Source organism: Bacillus silvicola (assembly GCF_050524305.1).
GTDB classification, from domain to species: domain Bacteria; phylum Bacillota; class Bacilli; order Bacillales; family Bacillaceae_G; genus Bacillus_A; species Bacillus_A cereus_AT.
On sequence record NZ_JBNGVC010000001.1, the window covers coordinates 737,463 to 760,250 of the forward strand.

A 22,788-nucleotide genomic window follows, 5' to 3' on the forward strand; every position below is an offset into this window, starting at 1 on the left:
AATTTTTACAACAAAAAGTTAAATTGTATTTAACTTTTTTAATTATAAAGGAGCAATAATATGGCAACTCTCGGAGAAAAAATTAAAGCATTACGAAAAGAAAAAAAACTTACACAAACAGCACTAGCAGGTTCCGAATTGACAAAAAGCATGCTTAGTCAAATTGAAAATGGAAAAGCTACACCTTCCATGAAAACATTACAATATATCGCTGAAAAACTTGGGTGCGAAACGAGTTTTTTACTAGAAGATGATGATGTAGAAATTGTAGAACTCATTCAACAAATGGATCAACTTATAAAGGCTAATAAATGTGATAAGGTGTATGAAACTTTACTTCCTATCGTTCAAAAGGAACTCCCTCCCACTTTAAATACTGCCCGATTATATAAACAATTTATTACTGGAGCAGCTATAATGAAAGATTACAGCATTGAGTCTTACGTTGAAAAAGCAACTTCTATTTTTGAAAAATATACTTTATACAGAGACAGTACTGAAACAAAATTAACATTTTCTTATACGTTATTCTCACGTAAAAAGTATGAGGAATGTTTGCAGCTTATTGCTCGTATTCGAGATGATTATGAAGCGAACCATTTAGAAATGGATCTTATTATACATATCAGATTGTGCTTAAAAGAAGCCATTATTTTACTCGCATGTGGCAAATATGAGGAATGTGAAAAAATCATATTAGAAGCATTAGCATTTTCAAAAAAACATCAAGTGTATTATAAAACAGATGAATTTTATCGCATATTATCTTATCAAAAAGTCATGACGGCTGATAAAGAACAGTATTTACATTACATTAAGAAATCTGAGCAATTCGCCATTTTTACAGAAGACACTTTATCCGTTGCGATCGTAGATATATTAAAAGCGTATTACTACAACACGATTACTAAAGAATATACAATTGCATTAGAACATGTAGAACAATTTCGAGAAAAACTAAAAGACGAACCGATTTTCCAAGAAGATGGGTTGTATTACCTCGAAACTGGAAAAGCTTTGTACGGATTAAAGAAATACGAGGAAGCTCTGGAAGCTTTTCAACGTGCTAAAATACCAGATTATATGATGCATCCACTTGATCAAGCATGGCTTACAACAGCAGGTGCATATCGTGCCCTTTGTTATGTAAAACTTAACGATAAGCAAAGAGCGCTTGAAGAAGCAATCGAAGCAGCTCAAAAAATACAACCTTATCCGGATTCCATCTTTTCATCATTTATTAAGGGAACATTACAAATAATACAAAAACTTTAAGAATGTCTCGAAATGGTATATTACCCCTCCTTTTTTGCAAAGATAATAATGATGGGAGGAATATAAATGAATATACAACGAGCAAAAGAGCTTTCTGAGTCCTCAGAAGAAGCTAATGTTAGTTTTCAAGGAATGCCTGTTATGATTCAACACGTTGATGAAAGCAACGAAACCGCCCGCATATATGATGCAACGAATCCAGAACGCGAATTAACAGTTCCAGTTAATAGCTTAGAGGAAATATAAGCAATGCCACTTCAATTTTCTGAGGTGGCATTTTTCTTCCTTTAGATTATTTACTATAAATTTCTTCTATCCTCTATTTTACATGGGATGAAAAAATAAGAATTTTCTACTTCTTTTCTTTTTGTGACCTGCTAAAATACAAACTATGGATTAATTATTCGCACTACACATTAAGGGGGAAAGACAATGAAATCTGATTTAGAAAAAAACAAACCTTATTATGCGGTTATATTCACTTCTAATTTATCAAATGATACAACAGATTATAGTACCGTTGCCGAAACAATGGAGGAACTTGCGAAACAGCAACCTGGATTTCTAGGTGTAGAAAGTGCACGAGATCATTCGGGACTCGGTATCACAATTTCTTATTGGGAATCACTTGAGGCAATTGAAAATTGGAAACAGAACGCCTTACATAAAGAAGCGAAAAAAAGAGGCCGTGAGCAATGGTATGAAAACTTCCACTTGCGCATATGCCTTGTTGAGAAAGAATTTAAGTTTCATAGAGGTAGATTGTAACGATGAAGAAAAAATTAGCTCTCATTGCTGTTCATGAAATATATGGTGTGAACGACCATATGCATCACGTCATTGATCACTTCACTTCATCTCATATAGATGTATTCTGTCCTAATCTTCTACAATTACAACAGCCATTTCATTATAATAATGAAGAAAAAGCATACCAATATTTTATGTATCACATTGGCTTTGATGGTGGAAAAAAGCAAATTGAGGGACTCATTCATAGCCTTTGCAATCGTTACACACATATTGGACTTATCGGCTTTAGCGTTGGAGCTACCATCTCATGGCTATGTAGTAACAATCCAAAACTAGATTTTATTATTGGATGTTACGGTTCTCGTATACGCGATTATGTTCACATGAAACCTGCATGTGCTACATTACTGATTTTTCCTGAAAAAGAAATTAGTTTTTCAGTATCCTCCTTAACGAAAACATTACAGCAACAAGATAATCCTTTATTAGAAATAAAACAAATACAAGGTGAGCATGGATTTTTAAATCCATACACTGAAAAATATAACGAACACTCTACAAAACAAGTATACAATTTAATAGACTCATTTCTTATGAAACCACTCTTATAAAGGAGGTTCAAATGCCCCTTACATTACTCTTACTTATTTTCATAATCATTGCCTTTATATCAGCGCTAACTCTCATTTTTATAACAGTTAAAAATGAGAAATTTTTAAAACGCCCCTATTCACAATCCATTATCGTTTGTATTTTATTTTTGACAAATTGGATACTATATGTAACAACTTTTTATTCGTTACTCCCCAAGAAAATGAGTGAGTTCATATTTTTACCCATTTGGTTTTTCCTTTGCATTTTAGGATTTATCGTCTTCTGGCGCGAATGGAGAAATAATCGTGTGTTCTCGATATGTATCGGTTTTCTTTCTTTTATTAGTTTTCTATTCGGGGCGTTGCTGTTAGTTCTTTCAGGAATGTAAAAGAAAAGGAAGAAAAGCACGATATCAACTTTTCTTCCTTCTATTTTTACCTTTAGATTTCACTGTCACTGATTCACAAGGTGTATAATAAATTTGAGGTGTCGCCTTATCAACAAACATCATAAACGTAATGAAGCCGATAATAAAGAAAATAAATAACGTTAACAAAATTGCTCCTATCGTTAAAAGTATCATAACACCACCCCTATATCTTTTTTGTTATTACACCTTTCGCTATTATGCGAGCCGAATCCTTTCTAGAAAAAGAAACGTAACAAAATAATCACAATCACTCCAGTTAATACGGTGCCTAATAGACTACGAGTATAGATTGCGACAAGAAATGTTGGAATTGCCGCGATAAGATAATCCCACTGCATCGTCTCATGCATAAATAATACTTGTGCTAAAAGTGCTGCTAATATCGCAATTGGTATGTAATTTAACCATTTTAAACCCCAGTCTGGAATTTGTAGTTTACTAAATACGAGAAGAGGCAAAATACGCGGCACTAGTGTGACAGCTCCTGCCGCTAGTAATAGTAATAATACATCTAATCTCATTTCCATTTTTCAATCAGCACTCCAATCGTCGCAGCTAGTAGTGTTGCAATAATAACCGCTATACTATCTGGCATAAATAAGTGTGAAACGTATGCGATAATAATCGCTACAATTGCTACACTTAAATGAATTGCTAGTTTCGGTTTACTACTTATTAGCTGAAGTACAAATAATCCGATGAACATCGCTGGTAATGCATAATCCATCCCGTACGTATGCGGATCTGGTATCCACTCACCAAACAGCCCGCCAATAATAGTAGCAAGAATCCAATTTAAATACGCTGTTACATTAAGCCCGATCATCCATCTTTCGCCTACATATCCTTTTTGCACTGCGTGCTGCACTGCAACGCCGAACGTTTCATCTGTAATTTGAGAACCGATCATTACATTTTTTAATAGAGGAAGTTTCGCAAAGTATGGTGCAAGGGCAGCACTCATTAAAAGGTGGCGTAAATTAACAAAAAAAACGGTGAAAATGATTGCTGAAGCAGGGGCACCGGCTGCATACATACCAGCTAATATAAATTGGGCAGAACCTGCATAAATTAAAGTGGACATAAACGCAATTTCAATGATGGAGAAACCTGCTGTTTTTGCAATTACACCAGCTGCTATACCGATGCTTAAATAACCAAATACAGTTGGTAAACAATCTTTTACTCCTTGCTGAAATGTATCATCGCTCTGCAAAGCTACATGTGCCTGAGCTTTACTCATCCTTATCATCCTCCATTCCTTCCATCGTTCGTTTTCCTGTTACGACATGAACTAAATCTATATTTTCACGCCATAACGTATCTAACTTATCAGCTCCAAATTCCTTCGTGATTTCTTCGACCATAATATCGTGCCGCACATACTCTGTAGCAACGAGAACTAAAGCTGGGTCATACGTTGTAACGGCCCATGAAGTGCTATCATTTGAGAAGTTGGCTATTAATACTTCCTCTCCATCACGAGCAATAACAGTTAAATGACCACCCATTCTCTTTTCAACAACGTGGGGCGTCATATAGTTATGGTGAAACGTCGCGCCTATTTTTGTATCCGGAGCACCAAATAAGATTGAAAATATATGTACACCTTCCTTTTCCTTTTGATGAATATATGGCTCAATTTCATGCACTTGTTCTTCCCATACAGAAATCCATAACTCTTCCTTTGCCCTATTAATTATATTGCATATTTCTTTTACAACACGATCATTTGAGCGAATATGCGAAATTACATCTATTTGTCGCTCTTGTTCTAAACAATTTAATTTCTCATCTAAAAATTCAAAGGACTTCTCAAAGTCTTTTCGCATTCGATTCATTAATTCGGTAGCTGGTACCGGTACATATTTCACTGGTTCTGACGGAACGATATGCACCGCTCCTTTATCCATCAATTTACCGAGCACTTCATAAATCATAGAACGAGGTACTCCTGTCTGTTTACTCACTTCATACCCAGTTACTGGAGAATGTTTTAATAGTCCAATATACGCTTTACATTCGTACTGGGAAAAACCTAACTTTTGTAATTCCTTTATAATTTCATCCATCAGTACCCCTCACAATCTATATAACTCTCATTTCAAAACGATGCATGTATGTTAGTAGTTATTAGTATACCTACTAATATAAAAAAACAGACCTATAAAGTCAATTGATAATTCTGAAATTTAATCCCAAAAATAAAAAGCCTTCTTATGAAAGGCTTTTTGTACGTAACACTCCTGTTATTTTAACTGCAATGTTTTTGAGGTATGTCCCTCTAAATGCTCCCGTAAAGTAGAACCTGTATACTCTTCCCTAAATACACCGGCCTTCACAAATAAAGGAATGACCCTACTTAAGAATAGATCCAATGACTTTGGAGGTCCTCCTGGAATAGCAATAAATCCATCTAACGCTCCTGCCTCAAACCTATCCATAATTTGCTGGAATACGTCTTGTGGTGTACCAATCGCAACCCAATGAGCGGAGCCAACAACTTCTGGTCGTTCTAGTATTTGTTCAAGGGTTGGTTCATTTTTAATGATGAAGTTCCGTAATAATTCGGCATGTGTTTTACTGCGAACGGTTTGATCCCGACTTGACAGCATCTCTTCCGTAATCTTATTTTCTAGCGGAATCCCTCTAGTGTCTAGTCCGAGTACCATTTCAAGTAAAGCAAATCTCTTCTCGATTGTGAGATGTTGATGAGCTTGCCTATGCATCTCTAGCGCTTCTTCATATGTATCACCTATAAAGAAATATAATCCAGGTAATACACGTATATCATCTTGCTTTCGCCCATGCTGCTTTGCTCTTCTTCTTAAATCTTGACGCAGTTCCATTCCTGACTCCACATCTGGCGTTGCAGCAAAAATTGCATCCGCAACAGAAGCAGCGAAATTCCGGCCAGACTCTGAAGCACCCGCTTGAAATAATGGCATTTCTCCAGAAATGTGCTGCGGTATATTAAGTGGACCTTTCACCTCAAAATGCTCACCACGATGCTCAATAGGCTTTACCATCTCTCTAATTACATCTGCGTTATCTTCTTTCAAAACCTCATAAGGATGACTCCTCCAAAGTTTTCTTACTAACTCTGTACATTCTGCCGCTTTCGCGTATCGTTCCTCAGATGGTGGCATCCCTGCCTCACCAAAGTTTTCAGCACCGTCAATTGATGTGACAATGTTCCATCCTACTCGGCCATTGCTAATCCAATTTAAAGATTGTAGTTGCCTCGCTAGTATGTATGGTGGATAAAATGATGTTGAAGCTGTCGTAACAACTCCAATTTTTTCTGTTGCATACGCAATAGCAGTAAATAATAATGTTGGATCTAAAATTACATTCCCCTTATTACGAGCAATTAAATCTGGATGCGCCACTAAATAGTCGGCTTTAAAAACAAAATCTAACTTCGATTTTTCTGCTTGTTTCGCTAACTCTACTTGTTCATCAATTCCCGAATTAAACTCACTCTCTTGCTCTTTCTTTCTAGAAATTAAACATAATCCAATGCAAAGTTGTTTTTTTGTAGACATATACACACCATCCCCTTGTTTTTAATTCACTTAGTTAAACAAATGTTGCTGTCATTATGAAATTCCATTCTTGTGAAAATAGATAAAATGATATTGATAATCATTATCATTTTATGATGTAACTGTAATAAAAGCAATAATAAAAAAGGACTTCCGTTAACGGAAGTCTCCTATTTCAATATTTCATTTGCTTCTTTTTCATAAATTTTATCAAATGAAGTCATAACACGCTGCGATGCTTGAATCATCTTTTGACTCGTCATAAGATTTGCCATCTCTTTCGTCATATCTACATTTGAATTTTCTAGCATATGATTTTTTACTGCCCCTGTTCCGTTCGGTAAATCAGCAATGTTTCCTTCTGCTAGTGTAAAGCTTTTATTCTCTCTTTGCATTAGACGTGCATTCGCTTCTGCATCTACTGTTTTTGTTTGCAACTGTGCAATTACTATTCTCTTAATATCTGGTTTTTGCAAAGTTCCATCGTTAACTTCTCTATAGATTTCTCCATTATTAGATACGAAGAAATCAACATTTTCAGGAATACGAATACGTTCATTATTTACATCCATAACATAAGCACCTGAAGATGTTTGTAAATAACGATCACTATTCACTGTAAAACTACCATCTCTCGTTAAAAACGTTTCATCGTTTTTAGATGTAACGAAAAATGATGTTGTACCGGCTGTACCGTCATCTAAAAAGAAATCTGTAGCACTATTTGTCATTTGTATATTTCCTTGTACTAAGTTCACATGCGTTGCGGCTGGTACTACAGCGTAATCGACCGAACCGATATTTGTCACAGCTCCATCACCACGGCGATATGTGTCTTGTACATCAAATACTTTAGAAGTCATATTTTCTGCTTTAAATCCTGTCGTTTGAGCATTTGCAACGTTATTCGAATGAACATTAATGCGCTGCATGTAATTCATCATACCCATAGAACCTATATAAAGACCGTTCATACTCGTTTGAATAAGGCAGTTGCCTTATCCTTCACCTCTTTTCTATGATGTTTGCAACATTTGTTTCGCTAAATGTTCAGCTGTAGCGATATGTATATGTTGCTTCACGTCTTGTCCGTCTGTCATTAATACAATTGGAGCTGATGATACTGCTGGAATTTTCAACAATTCACCACTACTTGCTGTTTCATCAAATTTCGTAAATACGATACCATCAATATGAATAGCTTTAAAGTTCGTAATGATTTCAATCATGTCTTTACTTTTCATCGAAGCTGATAACGTTAAGCAAATATAGTCTGGCTCTACTTGTCCCATCGTCTCAATCATTTCTTCAACCGTTTCTGACGTACGATAGTTTTTCCCAGCTGTATCCATTAATATATAATCGACGCGCGCTTCTTCTTTAAAATAAGTGAGCGCCCTTGTCATTGCGGATTCATCTCGCACAGCAATTACTTCTGATCCAGTTGTTTTTACGTAATCCTGTAATTGCTGCACTGTTCCAATGCGAGAGTGGTCCGTCGTAATAAAACCGACCGTTTTTTTCTTACCGTGAAACTGCCATGCCATTTTCGCAAGTGTAGTCGTCTTCCCAACGCCAGTTGGACCGATTAATGCAATTGTTTGCACTTCTTTTTCAAATACGTTTTCCGTATTGAAATGAGACCTCATATCTTCCAATATATATCCGATCACTTCTTCTTCTGTAATCATCGTCGCATTCTCAAACTTCACTTTTAACTTTTCAGCATATGCATGAATGAAGTATTGTTCTACATCGTTTTGCTCTAGCATGCGAATTACCTTTTGAATAATAAACGGTACAGATTCTTGCTTTTCTTTTTTTACAACCACTTCTTCTTTCTTGACGGGAACGACTTTTTTCACAACTTTTTGCTTTTTCGTTACTTTCGCTTCTTCCGTCTGTTTCACAACGACGATACCTTTTTCAAACAACTTTAATAGTTTCTCTTTCTTTCTTGCCCATTCTTCACTATTTCCTGTTTGCATCGCCGCGTATGACATAGAAGTTGTTACGTTTTCTAAATTGTGCAAGACCGATTGAATTCCATTTACCTTCACTATTTCTTCAGAAGATTCATTTACAACATCCATTAATTGGTCATGAAACTCGGCTATGCCTTTTTTACTTTCTTCCTTTTTATCTTCAGGAAAAGCGACTAGCATTTCATAATTCTTCTTCCAGAAAAACGGGATGTTTCGTTTTACACTTTCATCGACAACGTAATAATAATCTGTACCATATTGGTCAAATAACTTTCGATACAATTCATTTTTCGAAGCTGCTTTTATTCGCATTAACGCTTCTTTCTTTTCTGTACTTTCCATTACTTCACCTCCTACTATTCAATATAGGCAATTTGATCTACAACAATTTCCGGTGCTAATTCGCTAATACAAAGTACTTGCGCTTCTACTTGATAACGCTCAAGAAGTCTTACAATCGCAAATCTGAAATCTTTTCTACGCGTTAATAATACTGGTTCTCTTCCCATTAAACGAGCTTGTTTAAAGACACGCTGTACTTGTTCAACAACACGTGTTTCTAAATCTAAATCCCAGTTTAATAAGTAACCTTGGTATGAATTATTTACAACATCCGCATCTAACTCTATTGAATCTGAGAAGAGCGCCGCATAAATTTTACCGTCAGGATTTTTTGCATTTTCACAGATCACTTTTGAAATACATTCACGGACGAATGACGTTACACCGTCTACATGATTTTGATAAATTTCTTTTCCGTCAATAATACCTTCGATAATAGTTGGTAAATCACGAATAGAAATACCTTCTTTTAGCAGTTGTTTAATAACATTTTGAACGAGTGATAAGTCAATTTCCTTCTTCTTAATCTCTTCTAATAAAACGCCGTTATCATTTTCAAGCGAGTTAATTAAATCTTTTACATGTTGACGCTGAATTAACTCATGAAGATTACGTCTAACGACAACATCTAAATGCGTAATTAATATACTAAGCGGCTCTAATACTTGATAGCCTTTCATTTGTGCATCTTGTACCATATGCTCTAAAATCCAATATCCATCTTCACCGAAAATCGGATCTTTCGCTGGTTCTGCATCTAAATCGGCCATTACGTTCGGTGTTTTCAGTGCTAATAAATAACCTGATTTTAAAACACCTTCAGCTGCCTTCGCACCTTTAATACGAATAATGTAACGTCCACGTGGTCTAAAACTCGTATTATCTTTAAAGTTAATGCCAGGAACGTTAATACCAAGGTCAGTAATAATCGACTTCCTCATAAGAACAACTTTATCACGAGCTGTTTCCCCGTTAATTTTCTGCTTTACAAGTGCTGCTAAATCTAAACCGAGTTCTACAATAATTGGATATTTATCTGTAAATACTCCAAATGAATCTTCCACTTGTTGCAGTTGCTCATCCTCGCCTTGAATCATTTCTAATTCTTTTTGAAGCTCGTCTTCTTTTTCTTTCTTTATTCGGTTTTTATGGCGAATTCCTAAGAGCCTGTTTATAGTCTTATAAATATGTTAGGATGTATGCAAAAACAGGAGATGAGTGTATGTCTTATCCAAGTGATATCAGCCGTGAAAAATTCGAGATCATTCGTGAGGAACTAGAAACGTTTAGCAAACGCACAAGTCCGCGAAAGTATGACCTTTATGATGTGTTCAATGCACTACTCTATGTTCTGAGTACAGGCTGCCAGTGGCGTGCTTTACCAAAAGATTATCCCAAATGGCAAAATGTTTACCGCTACTATGCAAAATGGAGTAAATCCAATGCCGAAGGTAGTAGTCTATTAGAGACCTTATTAAAAAAATTGTTGGGCAAATAAGGGAAGCAGTGAATCGCCCCAAAAGCTCTAGCTTTAATATTGTCGATGCCCAAAGTGTTAAGAATGCAGATACGGCTGAACAAAAAGGTTATGATGGTGGTAAGAAAGTTTCTGGTATTAAACGACATATCAGTGTAGATATTCTTGGATTTCCCCATGCAATCCATGTTACCACTGCCAATGTCACAGATCGAAAAGGCGCACTCGAAATGTACGAGCAATATCCTGAATTGAAAGAAACCATAGAAGCCATCCTCACGGATGGTGGGTACACAGGAGAAAAGTTTCAAAAAGAAATTCAAAAGCTATTGAATGCTGAAGTACAAGTTGCCAAGCGGTCCGAATTGCATCAATTTCAAGTGGTCCCTAAAAGATGGATCGTAGAGCGCTCATTTGCTTGGTTAGAAAAATACAGACGATTGTTCAAAAATGTAGAGAGAAAACTAGAAACAAGTAAACAAATGGTTGTCCTAGGATTTCTCGCTATTTTAATAAAAAGATAAGACTATAAACAGGCTCTAAGAAGATAATTGTTCCACCAACGAGTGCGAATGGTAGAAATGGTAGCGGAGTAAAAATACCCATTGCTATAAATAAACCACCAAGCGCATATACAACGACTTCATGTGCTAATAACTCTTTAAAGATTCCTTCTGTTACTGTATCCGGTGAACCGTCAAATACACGTGTTACGATAATACCGGTTGAAATTGCAAGCATTAACGAACCAATTTGGTTTACGATTCCGTCACCGACAGTTAACTGTGTATAATGAATAGCTGCTTCAGCAAAACTCATTCCTTGCTGCATCATACCGACAATTAAACCGAAAATAATGTTTACGAATAAAATAACGATCCCGAAAATAACGTCCCCTTTAATGAACTTCCCTGCACCATCCATCGCCCCGTAAAACTCTGTTTCCATATTTAATTTTTTTCGTTTTGCTTGTGCATCTTTCTCAGTAATAATGCGCTGGTTTAAATCAGCATCGATAGACATTTGTTTCCCTGGTAAAGAATCCAGTGTAAAACGTGCTGCAACTTCAGCTGTACGAGATGCACCGTTTGCAACGATAAACTGGAATATGATTAATACTGTAAAAATAACGATACCAATTAATAAGTTCCCGCCAATTACGAACTGGCCGAACTCTTCAATAACATGACCGGCATTTCCGTCTGTCAAAATCGCTCGCGTCGTCGATACGTTAATCGATACGCGGAAAATTCCGATTAATAACAACATCGTTGGAAATGACTTTAATTCATCCCACTCGTTAATACTTGTCGCTCGCATATAAATAAGCACTGACATACTTAGTAGAAAAACGATAATAATATCAAGTATAAATGGTGGAAGTGGAATTAAGAGCGCCACTACGAATGACGCTGCTAAAAAGATAGAAAAATAAGTTCTTGCAGAATCTATCTTAAACAAAGAGATCTCCTCCAAACGCGCTATTATACTTCAAGTTCATTCGTTTGAATTAAATAGCGCATAACTTCAATTACAGCTACGTATAAATCTTCTGGAATCGTCTCATCTTCCTCGACTTGATAATATAAAGAACGAGCGAGCGGACGGTTTTCCACCATCGGTATTTCTTGTTCACGGGCAAGCGTTCGTATGTATAATGCGAGCTCATCTTCCCCTTTTGCAACGACAATTGGCGCCGCATCAACTTGTTTATTGTAACGAAGTACGACTGAAATATGCGTCGGATTATTTACAATAAACGTTGCACCATCCATCTTTTTTGCAATGGTCCCTTGCAAGATGGCATGCATAAAGTTTTTTCGTTTCCCCTTTACTTGTGGGTCCCCTTCATTATCTTTATGCTCTCGTTTTACTTCTTCTTTTTTCATTTTAATATCTTGTTCGTACTCCCACTTTTGATAAATGAAATCGATAATGGAAAGAACGATTAAAATAATTAAAATAGCTAAAAAGATAAATTTAATTTGCCTAATAATTTCAGTAAGTGACGCAGTCCAGTTAAATCCAATCATACTGACGATGTTCTCTAAATTCTTTTTAAAAAGAACGTCAGCGACGTAACCGATTAATCCCATATAAAACAGTGATTTCAAAATATCTACTAAACTTTTACGACTAAACAATCTCGTAAAATAGTTTTTCGGATTTATACGTGATGCTTTCGGCTTAATGACTTTAGAAGAAAATAAGAAACCGACTTGAATCATATAATTGAATAAATGAAAAGCGTATACGAGTATTAATATAGGAGCCGATACTTTTAGTAGCAAAATCCCCATTAAATAAAAATACTCGGTCGAATCTGTATTTTTTCCGATTTGATCAAACAGCACCGCTACGGAATTGGCAATCTCATAACCGAGCCAATCTCCAAAGAAATAAACGACAACTGCTAATACGAGAATGGAAAATAAATTATTTAAATCTTTACTCCGGGCAATATTCCCTTCTTCACGCGATTTTTTACGCTTCTGCGGGGTGGCCTTTTCTGTTTTATTATCCTTTGCCATACGCGTCCCCCTACTTTGTTAAGAAAAAGTTAAATAGTGTCGTATACTCTTCCAGTAATACATCTGTCATATTTTTAAACACATAACCGAGCATCGGTACACTCATCGCAATAAATAAAATACCACACGTAATTTTAATCACGTATGCATTCATAAAAACGTTTAATTGCGGTGCATTTTTTGCGATTAAAATAAGAACAAAATTAATAATGAATAAGCTGCCCATAAGCGGCAAAGCAATTTCGACCGCTGATGTAATCGCAAATAATAACGTTGCGATTAGACTATCTAAAAAACTAGTCGTCAACAATTTTGAAATCGCCTCTGTATATTGAAACGACTTTAAAATCGTGGCAATGAAATAGTTAATGCCACCAAGTGAAATAAAAATAATGAGAAAAAATATATCAAAAATTGTTGATAGTAAAGTAGACTGTGATCCTGCATTTACATCAAACAAACTTGCCTGTGATAAGCCGATATCAAAATCTAAAATATGTCCGGCCATTTTCGGAATGTTCCACAGCATTTCTACAATTTTTGAAAGTGATGATCCAATTACAATTTGCGTTGCTGCATAAGCAGCTACATCCCAAACTGTCTTTATGTGAGAGACATCAACTTGGTCGGCAACTGTAATCGAAAGACCCAGTCCAAATGTAACCTTTGCCATTGCAGGAATCGATCGTCCTGAAAAGAACGGTAAAAAATATAAAAATGAAGTAATGCGGCAAAACGCAAAAAACGTCGCCGCCCATAATTCCATATTCATTTCAATTCACCTATCTTAGTACGAACGCAATAGCGATGGAATTTTATCAAATAAATCTAAAATAAGCGTCGTTAACTCTTGAAACATCCATGGACCTAAAATGATAATAACGAGTACAATACTCGCCATTTTCGGTAAAAATGTCAGCGTTTGCTCTTGAATTTGCATCATCGCCATAATGACAGCGATAATAATAACGACAATCATACTTACGCCGGCAACCGGCATTAAAATCATAACCCCTTTATAAAAAAAGGTTTGAAAAATATCTATAATTGGTGACGTATTCATTTATATGACTCCTATCACATAGCATCAAACGCTTCAGACGACCGTTTTAAACATAATATCGACGATTTTTGTATATCCACCTAAATATACGAAAACGAGTATTTTAAATGGTAAACTTAAAATCATCGGCGGTACCATCATCATCCCAAGGTACATTAAAAGTGTACTAATAATTAAATCAATAAAGACAAACGCTAAATAAATGAACATCCCCGTCAATAACCCTTTTTGAATTTGCGTTAACGTAAAGGATGGTACGAGCGTAAATAGTGAAAGATCCTTTAAATCTTTCGGCAACTCTTCTCCACGCACTTTCAGCATCATTTTTAAATCATGCTTATACGTATGCTTCGACATATAATCTTTCATAATCGGAGCTGTCGTCTCCGCAGCTTGACTTACTGTTATTTTTTCTTTCGTCATCGGGTCCCACACATCACTCTTTAACTGACCAAGCACTGGCTGCATCGTAAATAGCGATAAAAATAATGCAAGTCCAACAAGCACTTGGTTCGGTGGTAAATTCATTACCCCAAGTCCTTGACGAGTAATCCCAAGAACAATCATAAAATAAGTGAAATGCGTAAATAAAAGAACGATAGAAGAAGATAATGATAGAAGGATAACGAGCGCGAATAGTTGTACACTTGAATTACTCGTAAACTCTTTTCCATTTTCGAAATTAATAAAACCGTTCGGGGCTGCATACGCTGGATTTATAAAAACAAATGAAAAAATAATAGAAAATGCGAAAATAACGGCAAATAGCGATAACTGTTTCTTTATTCTCATGATGGATCCTCTACTTTTTTCGTTTCACTCTTCACCGCATCTTCTAGTGCTTGTTGAAACTGATTTCCTGTCCCTGTTAATTGCACAGATTGCACACCGTTATTACTAATAACAGTGAACACTTGCTTCCCGTCCACTTCAAACAAAAAGGCGCTCGTTTGATGATTTAAATACACGCCGTCTTTCACTTGAATATGGCCATTTTCACCTTGCTTAAAAAACTGCTGTTTACGCGTCTTTTTCGTCATATAATATGCACCATAGCCGAGCGCACCAAACAGTAAAACGACTTGAAATAAGGTCGTCATATACGACATATGACTCCTCCTCTACTCTTTATCCTGCATTTGATTTTGCGCCTTCATAAGCGCTGCATGTTTCTTGTCAGCTTCAATTTCAGAAATAATAATGCCGAACTTCTCATCCATTACTATCGCTTCACCAATACCGACTTTTATATCGCTTAAATATACATCTACTTTATGTCCTAAATTTTTCTCTACTTCAAGAACATCGCCAATTTTTAATTGCTTCACATCACCAAGCGTAATAGATGATTTCCCAAGCTTTACACCAAGTTCAATCGAAATATCTGAAACGGTATCAATATGTGCCTTCCCCGCTTCATTTCGCTTTCTTGCAAATTTTTCCAACCCCATTAATGACACAGGAGATACTTCATGTTTCATATGGATCCTCCTACTCTATAAAACTTTTAAATAAGAGCGCCTTACGCGTTCCATCTTTCCCTATAAAACAATTAAATTTATGTTTTCCATCTACATAACCACGTAGTTGGTCTGTTACTTTCGTATGAAGCGGAATTATATCGCCTTCTTCAATTTGCTCAATCTCGCCCATTGTCATCTTCTGCTCACCAATCGCAACGTGTACAGACTTATACACTTGATTTACTTTCACTTCTACTTCAGATGTATACTTTTTACGCTTATCCGAAGAATGTTCGACAATATTTTCAGACGTTAACTTATCCATAATTTCTTCAACAGATAAGAATGGAATCCCGATACGAACTGTCGTATTCCAAAAATCTGTTTTCATATTTACGTTCAGTAATGAAATAATATCGCTCGCTGTCGTAATCTTCAGCGCATTTGGATCTGTCTCCGTCGTTACAAATTTCGGCTTTATCGCAACAACGCTTTCAAATGATTGTTGTAAATTTTTACAAAGAAGCGCAAATATATTATCAAGCGTTAAAAACTCAAACGCAGTTAACGGTCTGCGCATCGTAAAATTACGCTTACTATCTCCGCCAAGCCAGCATTCATGAATATAGATAACGAATGCTAAATCAATTTCAATTACGATTTCTCCAAGCTCTGGAAGGCCGAGATCAATAACGCAATATAAATAGTAATCTTTCGGCATTTTCTCCACATACTCACTCGTAAACGGAACTTGCTCAACAGTCGACGGCTCTAGTTCAATCGGAATACGCATACGAGCTGAAAACGTCTGTGACGTCTGTTTTCCAAAAGTCGACGCAATCGCTTGCAAACTACGTAAATGCTCAACACCGAACTTCTCCGGTCTATTAAAATCGTACTCTTGGAATTTATCTTGTTTCCCTGCTTCTTGTGCGAAAGCTGGCATTTCCTCGCCTTCATTTACCGCCTTCAGCAGGGCATCAATTTGCTCTTGGCTTAATTTATCGCCACTCATGAAAATCCCCTTCCCTACCTTTTCAATTCAATAATTTCAACGTACATTTTTCCATTCTTCGTCAAAATATTTCCGGTTCCAATCTCTTCATTCTCAAGCATAATAAGCACCGTATTTTTCGTTGAATTTTCAAGACGATACAATGTACCTTTCGTAATATGAAGCAGATCTTTAATTTTCTTTTTCGTATTTCCGATTTCAAAATAAATCGTTAACGGAATATCATCTTGTAGTTTCAAATCTAGCCAACTCCCCTATCATGTTCTCTATTTATATAAATGAAATTTCTTATTTCGAAACGTCTATATTCAATATTTTCTTTATATATCCTTGCGTTTCTTTAAATGGTGGTACGCCTCCGTACTTTCTCACATTACCAGGGCCTGCATTATAAGAAGCAAGCGCCAATACGAGATCACCGTTATTTTTCTTTAAATAACCGCTTAACTCTTTCACGCCACCTTCAATACTTTCAGCTGGTGAAAATGGATTTTTTATACCCATCTCTTTCACATTTGCTGGCATAAGCTGCATGAGCCCCATCGCCCCTGCATGTGACACCGTTTTCGGATTAAAATCAGACTCCACTTCAATCATTTTTTGAATTAACGTTTTCGGAATTCCATATGTATGGCTAGCGCGATCAATAATATCCTCATACTTACCTTCATTGGAAGAACGTATTTTTTGAATATTATATTTATTCGTTAATCCCCACGTATCAGCAGGCTCGTTTTTCGTTTCGGGGAAACGTCGCTCAAACTCTTTTTGTGCAACTTGCACTTCATCTACTTGTTTCGTTTCAGCTTTCTCCGTCTCCTCAGGCTTGCTCGCTTCCTCTACTTTATTAATAGATTCTTCCGGTTTATTAACAACCGTTTCTATTTTCGTAGATTGTACCGGCTGACTCATATCCTCTACTTTTACCGGCTGCGGAGTAACCTTCGCCTCTTTCACAGGTTCACTCTGCAATTGATCTTGAAAACGACTACTAACGAACGCCTGTGGACTACTTAACTTTTGCTGAATTAGTCCTTTTTTATACGCAAGAACTTCTTTTACAATATTTCCAACTACCATAACATCACCTTTTCTGTAAATGAAGATAATCTAATATTAGGTTTTTTTAAAAAAATTTGCAATAATCCTTTGTAATAAAAAAACAACTAAATTGTTAAATTGTTATTTTTTTATATTTATTAATTCAAATTTTAAGTTGACACTTGATATAGCAAGACTTACAATAAATTCGAAATCGATTTTTTCGCATATTACCATTTTTAAATTTGCAGAAAAATCAATATAAAAAAATGGGGGTTCTTCACATGAGAATCAATACAAACATTAATAGCATGCGTACACAAGAATACATGCGCCAAAATCAAGACAAAATGAACGTTTCTATGAACCGTTTATCAAGCGGTAAACGTATTAACAGTGCAGCTGACGATGCAGCTGGACTTGCAATCGCTACTCGTATGCGTGCAAAAGAAAACGGATTAGGTGTTGCATCTCGTAATACACAAGATGGTATCTCTATGATTCGTACAGCTGATTCAGCAATGAACTCAGTATCTAACATCTTACTTCGTATGCGTGACCTAGCAGTTCAATCTGCCAACGGTACAAACACAAACGAAAACCGTGGTGCACTAGAAAAAGAATTTTCTGCATTAAGAGATCAAATTGATTACATTTCAACAAACACTCAATTTAACGGAAAAACATTATTAAATGGTGATAATGGATCTATTAAAATCCATAGTTATGATGATGGGCAAGCCAAAACTGCTGCAAAAACACCAGCAGCTCCTGTTGCTGATCCTGGTACTACTGATTCTGATACTACTGATTCTGGTGCTACAAATCCTGCTATTAACGGCACTATCGATATCAAACTAGCAAATGTTACCAGTGCTAATTTAGCAGGTGATGGAAAGAAACTTAGCGAAATTTCTATCTCAGCAACAAACGCAGGCACTGACGGAACAGCTGCCGCTCAATCAGCTGGTACTGAAGGTGATAGTGATACTACTGCTATCAATAACGCTAACAATGCAATTAAAGCTATCGATGGCATGATCGCATCTATCGCAGGTAGCCGTGCTGATTTAGGTGCTACATTAAACCGTCTAGACTTCAATGTAGAAAGCTTAAATAACCAAGCTTCTAACATGGCATCTTCTGCTTCTCAAATCGAAGACGCTGACATGGCGAAAGAAATGTCTGAAATGACTAAGTTCAAAATCTTGAACGAAGCTGGTATTAGCATGCTTTCTCAAGCAAACCAAACTCCTCAAATGGTTTCCAAATTATTACAATAATCCATTTGAGTTAGTTTCATGAAAGAACCTCTCTATTTATAGATAGGTTCTTTTTATCTATATATATCTAAAACAATAAATTCCCCCTTATCGCTTAGGTAGAAAATCCATCCATGCATAGAAGCAGGCAGTCCCTACTTTCCCCCTCTGTAGTAAAAATTCCATTTTTGTTTTCGTACCCTTTTAATAACTTTAAAATAATGACTATATCAATTTATAAAAGAACATATTTGGCAGCCCTAAGAAAGAATACGCATTTAATTGTTCTTAATGTAGTTTCACAAAACATTTCTAATTTACTACAGCCGTAAGCAATTCATAAAAGACAAAAGAGAGATACATATACGCTATGTATCTCTCCTCTTATTTTGTATACTAGTCTTCATAATAAACAATATCCTCCGCTAAAGAAGTAAACAGCTCTCCAACGAGTGAATCTTCATCATATACACATGAGCCTTTATTTTCTTCACGCTTCGCAAACGGTATTTGGGCGATTACTTCTGTTTGCAGTTGTTCCGCTAACAGTTCGCCACCGCCCTTTCCAAAGAGGTAGTTTCTTGAGCCATCTTGTTCTTCGTAATATGCCATGTTTTCAACGATACCTAAAATATCGTGTTTCGTATGTTTTGCCATGACTCCTACTCTAGATGCGACAAATGAAGCTACATTATGAGGCGTCGTAACGATTATTTCCTTCGCTTGTGGGATCATTGCAGCGACATCTATCGCAACGTCTCCTGTTCCAGGTGGTAAATCAAGAAGTAAATAGTCTAATTCTCCCCAATGCGTGTTCGCAAGAAAGTTTTGAATCCATTTGTTTAACATTGGTCCGCGCCACATAACGGGATTATTTTCTTCTGTGAAGAATCCCATCGACATAATTTTAACACTGTGACTTACGACTGGAATCGCGGTTTGATCAATCATTGTTGGCTTTTCATTCGTTTCCATCATAGCAGGGATACTGAACCCGTATATATCTGCATCTAAAATTCCAACCTTTTTGCCCATACGTGCTAAAGCAGTAGCAAGGTTAATCGTCACAGTTGATTTACCAACTCCTCCTTTTCCACTCGTTACAGTAATAAAACGCACACCTGAATCAGGTCGAAGCATACTAGGCATTCCTGTTTCTGTTCTAGCTTCTTTCTTTAAAGACGCTGTTAATGCCGCGCGTTCTTCTGGTGTCATAGAACCAAATGTTAAGGAAACTTTCGACGCTCCAATGTTTCGAAGGGAGTCTTCAATATCTTTTTGAATTTTTGCTTTCAACGGACAACCTTGAATTGTTAAAACTACTTCTAGCCCAACTTCGGTACCATCTATTTTTATATTTCTAACCATATTTAGTTCCACAATACTTTTGTGTAACTCTGGATCTTCTACATGGCTTAACGCGTTCATAATCTGTTCGTGAGTAATCATCATTTACATTCCTTCCATTGTAATTATTTTATCTTGTGAAAAGAGTCTCCGCTTTTCCCACCCGTTTTTTGAACTAAATACGTTTCTTTCATGACCATCGTTTTATCAACTGCTTTACACATATCGTAAAAAGTAAGAGCTGCAATCGATACGGCCGTTAATGCTTCCATTTCTACTCCTGTTTTCCCACTACATTTTACTGTCACTCTTATGATTAACTCATAGCCATCAGTTGTCTTTTCATAATGAAACGTAAAGTCTGTTCCTTGGATTAATATAGGGTGACACATAGGGATAATATCCGATGTTTTTTTAGCACCGATTATGCCGGCCACTTGTGCCACTTGAAGCGGGTCACCTTTTTTCAACCCACCACTTTGAATTGCTTCAAATAGTTCATTCGATAATGAAATTGTACTTTGCGCAATAGCTGTGCGTGTTGAAATATCTTTTTGAGAGATATCAACCATTTTAGCTCTTCCTTCTTCATTCCAATGCGAAAATTCACTCATAATGATCCTCCTTAACATATAAAAAATTTGATATTCTAATAGAAAGAATTAACCTCCACTTACAGGCGGGATAAACGCTACGATATCTCCGGCTTTTACAATATCTTCGTCCGTTACAAATTCTTCATTAATCGCAACCATTACTTTATCTAGCGTCTGTAATTGATAGTTATTTTTCAGCCATTTTTTTAATTGATGAACATACATTTCTCGTTTTTCTATTATTGCTAATTTCTCTGAACCGACTTCTTCTCGTAAATTTGCGAACAGTAAAATTGTAATCATCTTCTTATTCTTCTTTCTTCGGTTTTCCTTCTTGATATGGAGTATTTTCGAGCTGATCTTCAATCCACTCCGTTCCATCTTCCCAGAATTCTTTTTTCCAAATTGGGACGATTCTCTTTATACGTTCAATTGCGTATTCATTCGCTTCATAAGCTACTTTACGGTGCGGTGACGATACTGCAATGACAACTGCGACATCCATTATTTCTAATCGTCCAACACGGTGCGTGATTGCTATTTTCGCATCTGGCCACTTTTCCTTAATTTCTTCTCCAATTTCAGTAAACTTTTTTACTGCCATCGGCTTATATGCTTCATACTCAAGGTGTAACGTTCGCTTTCCTTTCGTTAATTCTCTAACCGTTCCAATAAAAGTTGTAATTGCTCCTGCTTCTCTTCTTGCCACTTTATCCGTTACTTCTTCCACTACAATCGGAGTATCTACAATTTCAAATCGTGCTTGTCCCATCAAAACCTCTCCCCACTTTACGTAATGTCCAAGGCCATTCACTACCTTCGTTATCTTCTAATAAGAGAACGTCTACAAACATCCCTTTCTCATATCCTCTCGTTCCGCCTAGTAGTACGATAAAAATGTTTGATTCTGCTAATGAAGAAACGGAACTAGATTTATCAAATCCTGATGGATAAGCGATTAGTTGTCCTCCGTTATACTTCAGCTTCGCTCGTACAAATCTTGTAAATGGATTCGGTTTTAGAAAACCTTCTCCGAGTATTGCTTTTTCTCGCTTTACATGCGGCTTTTCACTAAACATATACGTACGAATGCTAGGTTTTACGAATAATTCAAAACCTACGTAACAAGCAGAAGGATTACCTGATAATCCGAATAATAATTTTCCTTTTAATTGCGCTACGGTGGTGACACTTCCCGGCCGCATAGCAACTTTGTTGAAAAGAACTGATGCACCTAACTTTTCATATATTGCTGGCAAATAGTCATAATCTCCTACCGAAACACCACCAGTTGTAATTAACATATCCACTTCACTTAACGCTTTTTTCACTGCTTCGTAGCACGTATTCAAATCGTCACTCCACTTCCCGAAGTATTTTACTCTTCCACCTGCTCTTCGAATTTGAGACGATATCATATACGTATTACTATTTCGAATTTTCCCAGGTTGTAGTTCTTCATTTACATCGAGAAGTTCACTCCCAGTCGCTAATAGTCCAATGACAGGCTTTTTCGCAACAGGCACTTCGCTGTAACCGAATGTAGCAAGAAGAGCAGAAATACCTGGATTAATGTAACAACCTTTTTTTGCGAGAACTGTTCCTTTACGTGCATCTTCACCTTGAAAGGATATATTGTCCCCTTTTTTAAATGAGCGTTTCACTTCCATATAGCTTTTTCCGATATTCTCATATTGACGATGACGAGTCAGTTCTAGCATGACGACCGCGCTACATCCTTTCGGAATTTGTGCTCCTGTCATAATTCGAACTGCTTGAAACGCTCCTACTTCTTTATGGAATACGGAACCTGCTCCAATTTCACCAATTACTTCAAATACAATTGGATTCTCACGACTTGCTCGCGAAGTATCTTCTGCCCTAATAGCAAATCCATCATATGGCGAGCGATCGAAAGAAGGGACATCGTGATCCGCTACTAAATCGTCTGCTAATGTTCGCCCGTATGCTAATTCAAGTGGTACTAGTTCTTTTACACCACAATTAGCAAATCCCATTACTTTACGGACAGCCTCTTCAACTGTAATTGGCACTCTTCTTTCCAT

General features: G+C 36.5%; 28 protein-coding genes and 2 pseudogenes. 7 read left to right on the forward strand and 23 right to left on the reverse strand.

What is annotated here, in order from left to right:
• The first annotated feature begins 60 nt into the window (after positions 1–60).
• From ACP6L7_RS03775 to ACP6L7_RS03795, 5 genes are all read left to right on the forward strand, one after another.
• Positions 61–1,275, forward strand: coding sequence for a helix-turn-helix domain-containing protein (locus ACP6L7_RS03775; RefSeq protein WP_097831605.1), 1,215 nt, complete (start codon positions 61–63; stop codon positions 1,273–1,275).
• Positions 1,276–1,341: 66 nt separating this feature from the next.
• Positions 1,342–1,521, forward strand: a complete 180-nt coding sequence (locus ACP6L7_RS03780; protein WP_097831606.1) for an H-type small acid-soluble spore protein — start codon at positions 1,342–1,344, stop codon at positions 1,519–1,521.
• 186 nt (positions 1,522–1,707) lie between these two features.
• The gene (locus ACP6L7_RS03785) at positions 1,708–2,043 is read left to right on the forward strand and encodes an antibiotic biosynthesis monooxygenase family protein (RefSeq protein WP_097831607.1); all 336 of its coding nucleotides are present in this window, start codon (positions 1,708–1,710) and stop codon (positions 2,041–2,043) included.
• 2 nt (positions 2,044–2,045) lie between these two features.
• Complete coding sequence (locus ACP6L7_RS03790) at positions 2,046–2,639, forward strand: dienelactone hydrolase family protein (protein ID WP_097831608.1); 594 nt, start codon at positions 2,046–2,048, stop codon at positions 2,637–2,639.
• A gap of 11 nt (positions 2,640–2,650) precedes the next feature.
• A complete protein-coding gene (locus ACP6L7_RS03795; protein WP_097831609.1) occupies positions 2,651–3,010 on the forward strand; it encodes a hypothetical protein in 360 nt (119 codons plus the stop codon).
• A gap of 24 nt (positions 3,011–3,034) precedes the next feature.
• Here the strand turns inward: ACP6L7_RS03795 and ACP6L7_RS03800 are convergent, their stop codons facing one another.
• From ACP6L7_RS03800 to flhA (ACP6L7_RS03835), 8 genes and pseudogenes are all read right to left on the reverse strand, one after another.
• Positions 3,035–3,205, reverse strand: coding sequence for a DUF3951 domain-containing protein (locus ACP6L7_RS03800; RefSeq protein WP_000602235.1), 171 nt, complete (start codon positions 3,203–3,205; stop codon positions 3,035–3,037).
• Between the two features lie 62 nt (positions 3,206–3,267).
• Positions 3,268–3,579: an AzlD domain-containing protein gene (locus tag ACP6L7_RS03805; RefSeq protein WP_000425942.1), complete on the reverse strand. Its 312-nt coding sequence runs from the start codon at positions 3,577–3,579 to the stop codon at positions 3,268–3,270.
• Positions 3,570–4,295: an AzlC family ABC transporter permease gene (locus tag ACP6L7_RS03810; RefSeq protein WP_097831610.1), complete on the reverse strand. Its 726-nt coding sequence runs from the start codon at positions 4,293–4,295 to the stop codon at positions 3,570–3,572. Before ACP6L7_RS03810 ends, ACP6L7_RS03805 begins: the two co-directional genes overlap by 10 nt.
• Positions 4,288–5,124, reverse strand: coding sequence for a TrmB family transcriptional regulator (locus ACP6L7_RS03815; protein ID WP_097831611.1), 837 nt, complete (start codon positions 5,122–5,124; stop codon positions 4,288–4,290). Before ACP6L7_RS03815 ends, ACP6L7_RS03810 begins: the two co-directional genes overlap by 8 nt.
• 177 nt (positions 5,125–5,301) lie before the next feature.
• The gene (locus ACP6L7_RS03820; RefSeq protein WP_097831612.1) at positions 5,302–6,600 is read right to left on the reverse strand and encodes an NtaA/DmoA family FMN-dependent monooxygenase; all 1,299 of its coding nucleotides are present in this window, start codon (positions 6,598–6,600) and stop codon (positions 5,302–5,304) included.
• Between the two features lie 170 nt (positions 6,601–6,770).
• Positions 6,771–7,574 (reverse strand): flagellar basal-body rod protein FlgG, encoded by an 804-nt coding sequence (locus tag ACP6L7_RS03825; RefSeq protein ID WP_097831613.1) that lies wholly within the window; start codon positions 7,572–7,574, stop codon positions 6,771–6,773.
• A gap of 42 nt (positions 7,575–7,616) precedes the next feature.
• Positions 7,617–8,927: a flagellar biosynthesis GTPase FlhF gene (gene flhF / locus ACP6L7_RS03830; RefSeq protein WP_097831614.1), complete on the reverse strand. Its 1,311-nt coding sequence runs from the start codon at positions 8,925–8,927 to the stop codon at positions 7,617–7,619.
• A gap of 14 nt (positions 8,928–8,941) precedes the next feature.
• Positions 8,942–10,090, reverse strand: a pseudogene (gene flhA / locus ACP6L7_RS03835) (flagellar biosynthesis protein FlhA); the annotation flags it as partial.
• 59 nt (positions 10,091–10,149) lie between these two features.
• On the opposite strand from flhA (ACP6L7_RS03835), the gene ACP6L7_RS03840 reads away from it, so the two are divergent.
• A protein-coding gene (locus tag ACP6L7_RS03840) for an IS5 family transposase (RefSeq protein WP_430528892.1) occupies positions 10,150–10,928 on the forward strand; the annotation gives its coding sequence in 2 pieces (ribosomal slippage) (positions 10,150–10,411 and positions 10,411–10,928; 780 coding nt in all).
• A 16-nt stretch (positions 10,929–10,944) separates the two neighbouring features.
• Here the strand turns inward: ACP6L7_RS03840 and flhA (ACP6L7_RS03845) are convergent.
• From flhA (ACP6L7_RS03845) to ACP6L7_RS03890, 10 genes and pseudogenes are all read right to left on the reverse strand, one after another.
• Positions 10,945–11,865 (reverse strand): annotated as a pseudogene (flhA, locus tag ACP6L7_RS03845) (flagellar biosynthesis protein FlhA); the annotation flags it as partial.
• Between the two features lie 23 nt (positions 11,866–11,888).
• The gene (gene flhB / locus ACP6L7_RS03850; RefSeq protein ID WP_097831616.1) at positions 11,889–12,935 is read right to left on the reverse strand and encodes a flagellar type III secretion system protein FlhB; all 1,047 of its coding nucleotides are present in this window, start codon (positions 12,933–12,935) and stop codon (positions 11,889–11,891) included.
• A gap of 10 nt (positions 12,936–12,945) precedes the next feature.
• Positions 12,946–13,707, reverse strand: a complete 762-nt coding sequence (locus ACP6L7_RS03855; RefSeq protein ID WP_097831617.1) for a flagellar biosynthetic protein FliR — start codon at positions 13,705–13,707, stop codon at positions 12,946–12,948.
• A 15-nt stretch (positions 13,708–13,722) separates the two neighbouring features.
• Positions 13,723–13,998: a flagellar biosynthetic protein FliQ gene (locus tag ACP6L7_RS03860; protein WP_001098085.1), complete on the reverse strand. Its 276-nt coding sequence runs from the start codon at positions 13,996–13,998 to the stop codon at positions 13,723–13,725.
• Positions 13,999–14,031: 33 nt separating this feature from the next.
• Positions 14,032–14,790, reverse strand: a complete 759-nt coding sequence (locus ACP6L7_RS03865) for a flagellar type III secretion system pore protein FliP (protein WP_097831618.1) — start codon at positions 14,788–14,790, stop codon at positions 14,032–14,034.
• Positions 14,787–15,107 (reverse strand): hypothetical protein, encoded by a 321-nt coding sequence (locus ACP6L7_RS03870; protein WP_000121176.1) that lies wholly within the window; start codon positions 15,105–15,107, stop codon positions 14,787–14,789. The genes ACP6L7_RS03865 and ACP6L7_RS03870 overlap by 4 nt, the downstream gene beginning before the upstream one ends.
• Positions 15,108–15,119: 12 nt before the next feature.
• Positions 15,120–15,479: a flagellar motor switch protein FliN gene (locus ACP6L7_RS03875; protein WP_097831619.1), complete on the reverse strand. Its 360-nt coding sequence runs from the start codon at positions 15,477–15,479 to the stop codon at positions 15,120–15,122.
• 10 nt (positions 15,480–15,489) lie between these two features.
• A complete protein-coding gene (gene fliM, locus ACP6L7_RS03880) occupies positions 15,490–16,476 on the reverse strand; it encodes a flagellar motor switch protein FliM (RefSeq protein ID WP_097831620.1) in 987 nt (328 codons plus the stop codon).
• Positions 16,477–16,490: 14 nt separating this feature from the next.
• The gene (locus tag ACP6L7_RS03885; RefSeq protein ID WP_097831621.1) at positions 16,491–16,715 is read right to left on the reverse strand and encodes a flagellar motor switch protein FliN; all 225 of its coding nucleotides are present in this window, start codon (positions 16,713–16,715) and stop codon (positions 16,491–16,493) included.
• A 49-nt stretch (positions 16,716–16,764) separates the two neighbouring features.
• A complete protein-coding gene (locus ACP6L7_RS03890; protein ID WP_097831622.1) occupies positions 16,765–17,556 on the reverse strand; it encodes a lytic transglycosylase domain-containing protein in 792 nt (263 codons plus the stop codon).
• 245 nt (positions 17,557–17,801) lie between these two features.
• Between ACP6L7_RS03890 and ACP6L7_RS03895 the strand changes: the two genes are divergently transcribed.
• Entirely contained in the window at positions 17,802–18,800 is a 999-nt protein-coding gene (locus ACP6L7_RS03895) for a flagellin N-terminal helical domain-containing protein (RefSeq protein WP_097831623.1), read from the forward strand.
• Positions 18,801–19,175: 375 nt separating this feature from the next.
• Here the strand turns inward: ACP6L7_RS03895 and ACP6L7_RS03900 are convergent, their stop codons facing one another.
• From ACP6L7_RS03900 to ACP6L7_RS03920, 5 genes are read right to left on the reverse strand one after another with little or no spacing between them, the layout of a single operon-like run.
• Positions 19,176–20,231: a P-loop NTPase gene (locus tag ACP6L7_RS03900; RefSeq protein ID WP_141533350.1), complete on the reverse strand. Its 1,056-nt coding sequence runs from the start codon at positions 20,229–20,231 to the stop codon at positions 19,176–19,178.
• Between the two features lie 20 nt (positions 20,232–20,251).
• Positions 20,252–20,740, reverse strand: coding sequence for a cyclic pyranopterin monophosphate synthase MoaC (gene moaC / locus ACP6L7_RS03905; RefSeq protein WP_097831624.1), 489 nt, complete (start codon positions 20,738–20,740; stop codon positions 20,252–20,254).
• A gap of 48 nt (positions 20,741–20,788) precedes the next feature.
• The gene (gene moaD, locus ACP6L7_RS03910; RefSeq protein ID WP_097831625.1) at positions 20,789–21,025 is read right to left on the reverse strand and encodes a molybdopterin converting factor subunit 1; all 237 of its coding nucleotides are present in this window, start codon (positions 21,023–21,025) and stop codon (positions 20,789–20,791) included.
• Positions 21,026–21,029: 4 nt separating this feature from the next.
• Positions 21,030–21,494: a molybdenum cofactor biosynthesis protein MoaE gene (locus tag ACP6L7_RS03915; RefSeq protein WP_098361693.1), complete on the reverse strand. Its 465-nt coding sequence runs from the start codon at positions 21,492–21,494 to the stop codon at positions 21,030–21,032.
• Entirely contained in the window at positions 21,475–22,788 is a 1,314-nt protein-coding gene (locus tag ACP6L7_RS03920) for a molybdopterin molybdotransferase MoeA (RefSeq protein ID WP_097831849.1), read from the reverse strand. The genes ACP6L7_RS03915 and ACP6L7_RS03920 overlap by 20 nt, the downstream gene beginning before the upstream one ends.